Below are 7004 nucleotides of genomic sequence, written 5' to 3' on the forward strand. Positions count from 1 at the left end.
TTCTTTCGTGTTACCTCCCGATCGGGCCCCCCCCCCCGGCCCGCACCCGGCGGGTGGTGCCGGGCCAAGGCGCGGCCGAACTGGGACGCGGCGCGGTTCGGGTCGGCCGGCCGGATGTCGGCGCGGCCGGGCAGGAGCGTGATCAGCGTGGCGGGACGTCCGGCGCGCGAGCCGTCGCGGTCGGCGGCGACCAGCTCCGGGATCCAGCCCGCGAAACCGTCCAGCGAGGTCAGGACGTCCTCTTCGGTCGCGGCCGCACCGTCGCCGGGCGGGAAGGCGCGCAGCACCAGGGGGCCGGACGGCGTGCGGAGCAGGTGGGTGGCCGCGTGGATACCGCCCGCGAACGCGCGGACGACCTCGGCGGGTTCGCCGGTCGCGTGCGCGACCCAGTCCAGGAGGCGCGCGGACGGTTCGGGTGGCACGCCGCTAGGAGAACTGGTCGCTGGTCGTGCCGAGGGACAGCAGGACCATGGCGTCGTGGTCGGGGGAGCCGGGTTCGGCCTGGTAGACCGTCATGCGCTGCCCGTCGGCGTTCAGGTGCAGAACCTCGTAGTCAAGGGTGAGGACGCCGACGCGCGGGTGGTGGAAGGTCTTGCGGTCACCGCGCCTGGCCTGGACGTCGTGGCGCTGCCAGAGGGCGGCGAACGCGGTGCTCTCGGCGGTGAGCTCCTCGATCAGGGCCGTGAGGTCGGGGTCGTTCCGGAGGGTGGCGGTGAGGGCGCGGAGCTGGGCGGCGCTGGTGGCGGCGGCCTTCTCCCAGTCCGCGAGGACGTCGGGCGCGGCGGGATGCAGGAACACGTAGCGGATCGTGTTGCGGCGTTCCGGCGGCCACTCGTCCATGCCCGCGAACAGGGCCAGGCCCTCAGGGTTGGCGGCGAGGATGTCGCTGGTGCGGCCGAGGACGTACGCCGGGCAGGGGCGGACGCGTTCGAGCAGGCGCAGCACTCCGGTCCGGACGACCGGGCGCGGCATCGGGGGCGCCGGGGCGGCGCGTCCGGAGACCTGGTCGGCGAGGGCGAGCAGGTGGGCGCGCTCCTCGGGATCCAGCCGGAGCGTGCGGCCGAGCGCGTCCAGGACGGCGGGGCTCGGGTTGGTCTCCTTGCCCTGCTCGATCCGGATGTAGTAGTCGACGCTCACCCCGGCGAGCGCGGCCGTCTCCTCGCGGCGCAGGCCGGGAGTGCGGCGCGGGCCCGGCCCGGCGGGCAGGCCGACGTCGGTGGGGTGCAGGCGGGCGCGCCGGGCCCGCAGGAAGTCGCCGAGCGGGTTGGGGGAGGCCACCCGGCCAGTCTGCCATCCAGGGTGGCCGTGCCACTGCCAGGAACACCGCCACCTTCATCGCGGCGGCCGCGGCGGGCATCGTCGGCGCATGACCTTCGACAGCGAGTCCACCGCGTCCGACGTGATCGCAGGACACGACCTGAGCGGCGTGAACGCCGTCGTCACGGGCGGCGGGTCCGGGCTGGGGGCGGAGACGGCGCGGGCGCTGGCCTCCGCCGGGGCGCACGTGACGCTGGCCGTCCCGGACATGGCCCAGGGGAGGGAGGTGGCCGCGCGGATCACCGGTGAGACGGGGAACCCCCAGGTGGAGACCTCGTTCCTCGACCTCGCCTCGCTCGCGTCCGTGCACGCGTTCGCCGAGCGACGGCTGGCGGACGGGCGGCCCCTGCACCTGCTGATCAACAACGCCGGGGTGATGGCCACCCCGCTGACCTACACCGCCGACGGCTTCGAGTCCCAGTTCGGGATCAACCACCTCGGCCACTTCGCGCTCACCACGGCGCTGCGGCCGGTGCTGCGCGCGGCCGGCGCGGCCCGCGTCGTCGTGCTCTCGTCCCGGGCGCACCGGCACGGCGACGTGGACTTCGACGACCCGAACTACCGGCGCCGCCCGTACGACCCGTGGGAGGCGTACGGGCAGTCCAAGAGCGCGACCGCGCTGTTCGCGCTGGGCCTCGCCGAACGCTGGGCGGACGACGGCGTCACCGCCAACGCCCTCATGCCCGGCGCGATCATGACGGGCCTCCAGCGCCACATCACCCCGGCGAAGCTGATCAGCCTGGGCTGGGCGGACGAGCAGGGCGACCCGGTCGTCCCGGCGGGCTGGAAGACCGTCGAGCAGGGCGCGGCCACCGCGGTCTGGGCCGCGGTCGCCCCCGAACTCGCCGGGGTCAGCGGCCGCTACCTGGAGAACTGCGCCGTCGCCGAGCCCTGGACCGAGGACGACGAACCGCCCAACGGCTACTACCTGCCGCGCGTCCTCGACCCGGTCCGCGCCGACCGCCTGTGGGAGCTTTCGGAGAAGCTGACCACCGGGTAACCGTGTCGTACCCCGCGGCTAGGCTTCCGCTGATCGACGGCGAGGGCGGAAGGACCGGCGCGGATGACCACCGGCGTGGACGAGATCGACTGGGCCTCGCTCCAGGACGCCTACGGCCCGGCGGACGGCTTCCCCCGGCTGCTCCGAGGCGTCGTCGACTCCGACCCCGAGGTGCGGGAGGAGGCCGTCCACGAGCTGTTCGGCACCGTCTACCACCAGGGGACGCTGTACACCGCGACGCCCCGCGCGGTCCCGTTCGTCGCCCGCGTCGCGGCCGACCCCGCTACGCGTGAGAGCGAGCGTGCGAGCCTCGTCCACCTGCTCGGCGTGATCGCCGAGGCGGACGACGCGTCCCCGGACGTCCTTGCCGACGTCCGGGCGGCGCTGGTCCGCGACATCGAAATCCTTCTCACCTTCCTGGACGACCCGGACGCTGAAACCCGTCACGCCGCCACCTACCTGCTCGGCCACCTGCCGTCCGAGACCGCGCCCCGGGTGGTGCCCCTCCTGCGGGCGCGGCGGGCGGTCGAACAGGAGCCGATCGTCATCGCCGGCCTGCTCGCCGCCGCCGGACGCCTCGCCCCGGACCACGCCACCGCCGCCTGGCTGAACGAAGAGCTCGCGCCGGACAGGCCGGACGTCGTGCGCGCCGGAGCGCTCTGGGCCGCGTCCGCCGCCGGGCTCCCTTGGACGAGCGCGCCCGACGCGTCGGCCGAGACCCTCGCCAACTGCTGGCTGGACGGCGAACCCCTGACGAACTGGGTCTGGTCCGACACTCCCTTCGAGGACATCGCCCTGCGGCTCGACATCGGGCCCTTCGCCGCGATCTGCCGAGCCATGCTCGACCAGGGCACAGCCGAGGCCGCCCGCACCGCGATGTACGCGGTGCACGAGCGGTGCGGACGGTCGCGCTCCGCCCGCCCCGAGCTGGCTCCACTGCTGGCCCACTGCGTCGACCACCCCGATCCGCGGGTCCGGCTTGAGGCCGCCTACACGGTCCAGGACGTCTGGGAGGCCGCTCCACTGGCAGCGGACGCCCTCGCCGCCCGCGCCACCCGAATCGCCGCCGTCACCACCTCGGGCCCGGCCGTCCGCCCCGATGCCGACGCCGCGCGGGAGGACGCGTCGTCCGCCGACGACGCGGACGACCCGTCCCTGCTCAAAGCCGCGCTGGGAGTGCTGGTCGAGCTGGGGGACCCGCGCTGGCGGGAGCCGCTCGTCCGCGCCCTCGACGCGGGCAGGGATGTGGACGGCACGCTGTACCTCCTGGTCACCAGGGACGTCCCTTGCGACGACGTCCTGCTCGGCGCCGTCCGGCGGCGGCTCGCCGCCTGGTGGTCGAAGGAAGGCGCCCGTGACGACACGCCGTTCCCCGACCTACTGCGGGACAGCGACGCCCATGTCCTCACGAAAGTCATTCACCACTGGGGGCCGGACGCCGCGGCGGCGGTGCCGGAGCTGATCCCGCTCGTGCCGGTCGACGGCTGGTGGGCCGTGCGGGCGCTGGAGGCGATCGGCCCGGCGGCGTCGGCGGCGGTGCCGGTGCTGGCGCGCGTCCGCGACGCGGACGGGCCGTGGAGGAGGCGGCTCCTTTGCGCGGAAGCGCTCGCCGCGATCACCGGGGACGACGCCCAGCTCGCGCACTGCGTCGCCGCCGCGGCGGCGGGCGGTGACCCGGTGCGGGCCGCACGCACCGCCCTCCGCCACGATCTCCCCCTGGACGGCCTGCTTCCCGCGCTGCGAGCCGCCGCTGCTCCGTTCCCGCCTGGAACGACGGCAGGATCGGACGTGTACCTCAAACGGATCGACGCGGCCCGCCTACTGCTCGAACAAGGCGAGACCGGGATCGCGGTGCGGGCCGCCGCCGACGCCCTGGACGCCGGTATCTACACCGCGAACGCCCTCGAACTGGCCGGGCTGGCCGGACGCGCCGCCGCCGACCTCGAACCCCGCGTCCGGGCGCTGCTCGTCAGGCCCCATGAGACGCCCGCCGCGCTCGCCCTCTTCCGGATCACCGGCGAGTCCGCCCCGCTCGTCGCCGCGCTGCGCGACGAACTCCTGCAGTCGGGCTTCGGGCGGTGGCTGGCGGAGCCCCTGCGCGAACTCGCCCCGGCCGCCGCGGAACTCCTGCCCGAGCTGCGGGAACTCCACCACGGGGACGCGCCCGTCTCCCGCACCGGACCGCACGGGTGGCGGCGCGGCGAGACCGAGCGGGACCTCGCCCGGCTCATCGACAAGTTGACCGAACCGACCCCCTGACCCGCCGCACACCGTCCCCCCCCGGACGTCGACGCGCCGGACGCCGGTCCGGCGCGCGGTGGTCAGGCGCGGACGATGGCGTCGGCCTCGATCTGCACCAGGAGGTCCGGCGTGATGAGGGCGCTGACCTCGACCATCGTCGTCGCCGGGCGGTGCGGGAAGAACTGGCGGAGCAGCGTGACGATCTCCTTCCGCCGCCCGATGTCGGTGAGGTAGACCCGGATCCGGACGACCTCGTCCAGGGCCGACCCCACCTGCCGCAGCGCGATGTCGACGCGGCGGATGGCCTCGGTGGCCTGCGCGACCACGTCGTCCCCGCCGGCCGGGCCGTCCGGCGTGGCGGCCGTGGTCCCGCCCAGCCACACGGCCTGCCCGACGCGTACGGCCTTCGGACGGGTCAGCGCCTCGTCGAAGTACGGCTCTCCATACGTCTGGTTCACCGGACGAAGGTAACGGCGGGCGGGACGCGGCGGACAGTCCCATAACCGAATAGTCAGGCGAGTGTGGCGATTTCGGATCGGGAGGCGTTGCCGCCCGTGCAGACCACGGCGACGCGGCGGCCCGCGAAGTCACCGGGCGCGGCGAGGACGGCGGCCAGCGCCGCCGCCCCGGCCCCCTCGGCGAGGGTGTGCGCGTGGCTGGCCAGAACCCGCTGAGCCGCCCGGATCTGCTCGTCCGAAACCAGCCGGAACTCGGCGAGGACCTCGCGGAGCAGCCGCTGCGGCAGGTCGAAGCCCCGGCCCGTGGCCAGGCCCTCCACGACCGTCCGGTTCGGGCGTTCCACGGGGTGTCCCGCGCGCCACGAGTCGTGCGCGGCGGGGTAGGCCGCGGCCTGGACGCCGATCACCCGGCAGTCCGGCGCGACGGCGGCGGCGACCAGCCCGGCCGCCGCGGCCCCGGTGCCGCTGCCGACCGGGACCAGCAGGGCGTCCAGGTCCGGGCACGCCTCGAACAGCTCCAGGTAGGCGGTGCCGACCCCGGCCATCAGGGCGGCCGTGTCACCGGGGCTGACCAGCAGGAACTCGCCCGCGAGCGCCTCCGCCGCCTTCTGTGCCCCGGCCATGTCGGAGCCGTTCAGCAGCACCCGCGCGCCGTAGCCGCGCGTCGCGCGGATCTTCTCCTCGCTCGCCGACTCGGGCATGACGACCGTGCAGGGCGCGTCGTACTCGGCGCACGCGTACGCGATCGACTGGGCGTGGTTCCCCGTGGAGTACGTCACCAGGCCGCGCCGGCGCTGCTCGGGCGTCAGCCCGGCGAGCAGCGTCAGCCCGCCGCGCACCTTGAACGCGCCCGTCGGCTGGACGTTCTCGTGTTTCACGACCACCGACGCGCCCGTCGCCTCGTCCAGGGCGGGATAGGACCACTGGGGCGTCGCGGGCAGGCGGGAGGCCAGCAGGTCCCGGGCGGCGAGGACGTCGTCGAACGTGGGAGGTCGCATGCGTTCCATGCTCGCCGCGCACCGACCCATAGGTCCAATGCCAATCTTCTCTGTAACGCATCGAGCTCGTTGATATGTTCGAGTCATGCTCGACGTCGTCCGACTGCGTGTCCTGGCCGCGGTGGCGCGGCACGGCTCGGTCACCGAGGCCGCCCGCGCGCTCGGCTACGCGCAGCCCTCGGTCAGCCACCACCTGGCGCGCCTGGAGGCCGAGACCGGCGGCAGGCTCGTCCAGCGGGTGGGGCGGGGCGTCCGGCTGACCGACGCGGGCCGCGTGCTCGCCGAGCGCGCGGAGGAGATCCTCGGACGCCTGGACGCCGCCGAAGCGGAACTGGCCGCCCACACCGGCCTGCGCGCCGGGCGGGTCCGGCTCGCCGCGTTCCCGTCGGCGCTCGGCACGTTCGTCCCGCGCGCCGCCGCCGCGTTCGCCGCGGCCCACCCCGACGTGGAACTGCGGTTGAGTGAGGCCGAGCCGCCCGAGGCGGTCCGCGCGCTGCGCGCCGGCGAGATCGACGTCGCCGTCCTGTTCGCCCACACCCCGCCCAGCGGCCCCGGCTCCCCGGACGCGCCGGACGGGCTGCGCCGCGTCGAGTTGCTGACCGAGCCGATCCACCTCGTCACCCCGCGGGACGCGCCGGGCGACCGCCTCGCCGACCACGCGGCGAGCCGCTGGATCTCCGGCTGCGAACGATGCCGGGAGCAACTCGTCCGGGACTGCGCGGACGACGGTTTCACCCCGCGGATCGCCTTCACCACCGACGACTACGTGTCCGTGCAGGCGCTCGTCGCGCAGGGCCTCGGCGTGACGACGCTGCCCGGTCTCGCGCTGCACGCCGTCCGGGACGCGGGGGTGCGGACGGTCCGGCTGCCCGGCCGGACGCGGCGGGTCAGCGCGGCCGTCCACGGTGAGCCGCCCGACCCGCCCGCGACCGCCGCGCTGTTGAAACACCTGGCCGAAGCCGCCACCGACCTCGCCGACAGCGTCGGCGG

At 75.2% G+C, this 7004-nt stretch carries 7 protein-coding genes; 3 read left to right on the forward strand and 4 right to left on the reverse strand.

All coding sequences use genetic code 11. The features are described from left to right. Together AB0J52_RS21440 and AB0J52_RS21445 are read right to left on the reverse strand one after the other, a co-directional pair. Window positions 1–422: phosphotransferase (locus AB0J52_RS21440; protein ID WP_500183493.1), on the reverse strand; the 422-nt coding region annotated here is incomplete at its 3' end. 4 nt (window positions 423–426) lie between these two features. Then, a complete protein-coding gene (locus AB0J52_RS21445) occupies window positions 427–1278 on the reverse strand; it encodes a helix-turn-helix transcriptional regulator (protein WP_500183494.1) in 852 nt (283 codons plus the stop codon). A gap of 88 nt (window positions 1279–1366) precedes the next feature. Here AB0J52_RS21445 and AB0J52_RS21450 point away from each other — a divergent pair, with 88 nt between their 5' ends. Together AB0J52_RS21450 and AB0J52_RS21455 are read left to right on the forward strand one after the other, a co-directional pair. Next, window positions 1367–2317: an SDR family NAD(P)-dependent oxidoreductase gene (locus AB0J52_RS21450; protein ID WP_500183496.1), complete on the forward strand. Its 951-nt coding sequence runs from the start codon at window positions 1367–1369 to the stop codon at window positions 2315–2317. 63 nt (window positions 2318–2380) lie between these two features. Continuing rightward, window positions 2381–4576 (forward strand): hypothetical protein, encoded by a 2196-nt coding sequence (locus AB0J52_RS21455; protein ID WP_500183497.1) that lies wholly within the window; start codon window positions 2381–2383, stop codon window positions 4574–4576. Between the two features lie 62 nt (window positions 4577–4638). Here the strand turns inward: AB0J52_RS21455 and AB0J52_RS21460 are convergent, their stop codons facing one another. Together AB0J52_RS21460 and AB0J52_RS21465 are read right to left on the reverse strand one after the other, a co-directional pair. Next, on the reverse strand, window positions 4639–5016 hold the full coding sequence (locus AB0J52_RS21460; protein WP_500183499.1) for a Rid family hydrolase: 378 nt from the start codon (window positions 5014–5016) through the stop codon (window positions 4639–4641). 53 nt (window positions 5017–5069) lie between these two features. After that, window positions 5070–6014: a threonine ammonia-lyase gene (locus tag AB0J52_RS21465; RefSeq protein ID WP_500183501.1), complete on the reverse strand. Its 945-nt coding sequence runs from the start codon at window positions 6012–6014 to the stop codon at window positions 5070–5072. Between the two features lie 85 nt (window positions 6015–6099). Between AB0J52_RS21465 and AB0J52_RS21470 the strand changes: the two genes are divergently transcribed. Beyond that, on the forward strand, window positions 6100–7004 hold a 905-nt coding region (locus AB0J52_RS21470), incomplete at its 3' end, for a LysR family transcriptional regulator (protein ID WP_500183503.1).

This window comes from Spirillospora sp. NPDC049652 (assembly GCF_040675125.1).
Lineage (GTDB): Bacteria > Actinomycetota > Actinomycetes > Streptosporangiales > Streptosporangiaceae > Spirillospora.